At 57.8% G+C, this 1,485-nt stretch carries 1 rRNA gene; it reads left to right on the forward strand.

Annotation, left to right across the window (positions count from 1 at the left end):
• Positions 1–154 precede the first annotated feature (154 nt).
• Positions 155–1,485: ribosomal RNA gene (locus tag ACFXNW_RS30015) — 23S ribosomal RNA — on the forward strand; the annotation flags it as partial.

Raw genomic sequence — 1,485 nt, forward strand, 5'->3', positions numbered from 1 at the left:
CGGGTTGATTGTGTCGGGCACGTTGTTGGGTGTCTGAGGGTACGGCCGATTCTGGCTGTCCTTCTGATCCGGCCCCAGTGAACTCGTCTGCAAGGGCGGGGTGGTGGGTGGCTGGTCGTTGTTTGAGAACTGCACAGTGGACGCGAGCATCTGTGGCCAAGTTTTTAAGGGCGCACGGTGGATGCCTTGGCACCAGGAACCGATGAAGGACGTGGGAGGCCACGATAGTCCCCGGGGAGCCGTCAACCAGGCTTTGATCCGGGGGTTTCCGAATGGGGAAACCCGGCAGTCGTCATGGGCTGTCACCCGCTGCTGAACACATAGGCAGTGTGGAGGGAACGAGGGGAAGTGAAACATCTCAGTACCCTCAGGAAGAGAAAACAACCGTGATTCCGGGAGTAGTGGCGAGCGAAACTGGATGAGGCCAAACCGTATGCGTGTGATACCCGGCAGGGGTTGCGCATGCGGGGTTGTGGGAGTGCACTTGATCGGTCTGCCGGCCGGTCGGAGAGTCAGAAACCGTTGATGTAGGCGAAGGACATGCGAAAGGTCCGGCGTAGAGGGTAAGACCCCCGTAGCTGAAACATCAACGGCTCGTTTGAGAGACACCCAAGTAGCACGGGGCCCGAGAAATCCCGTGTGAATCTGGCGGGACCACCCGCTAAGCCTAAATATTCCCTGGTGACCGATAGCGGATAGTACCGTGAGGGAATGGTGAAAAGTACCGCGGGAGCGGAGTGAAATAGTACCTGAAACCGTGTGCCTACAAGCCGTGGGAGCGTCGCTGGCAGCACTTGTGCTGTCAGTCGTGACTGCGTGCCTTTTGAAGAATGAGCCTGCGAGTTAGCGGTGTGTAGCGAGGTTAACCCGTGTGGGGAAGCCGTAGCGAAAGCGAGTCCGAACAGGGCGTTTGAGTTGCACGCTCTAGACCCGAAGCGGAGTGATCTAGCCATGGGCAGGTTGAAGCGGAGGTAAGACTTCGTGGAGGACCGAACCCACCAGGGTTGAAAACCTGGGGGATGACCTGTGGTTAGGGGTGAAAGGCCAATCAAACTCCGTGATAGCTGGTTCTCCCCGAAATGCATTTAGGTGCAGCGTCGTGTGTTTCTTGCCGGAGGTAGAGCACTGGATAGGCGATGGGCCCTACCGGGTTACTGACCTTAGCCAAACTCCGAATGCCGGTAAGTGAGAGCACGGCAGTGAGACTGTGGGGGATAAGCTCCATGGTCGAGAGGGAAACAGCCCAGAGCATCGACTAAGGCCCCTAAGCGTACGCTAAGTGGGAAAGGATGTGGAGTCGCAGAGACAACCAGGAGGTTGGCTTAGAAGCAGCCACCCTTGAAAGAGTGCGTAATAGCTCACTGGTCAAGTGATTCCGCGCCGACAATGTAGCGGGGCTCAAGCGTACCGCCGAAGTCGTGTCATTGCAGTACCTACCCCCAACGGGGACTGTGATGGGTAGGGGAGCGTCGTGTGCCGGGTGAA

The sequence above is a fragment of the Nocardia sp. NPDC059180 genome, assembly GCF_042754945.1.
Taxonomy (GTDB): domain Bacteria; phylum Actinomycetota; class Actinomycetes; order Mycobacteriales; family Mycobacteriaceae; genus Nocardia.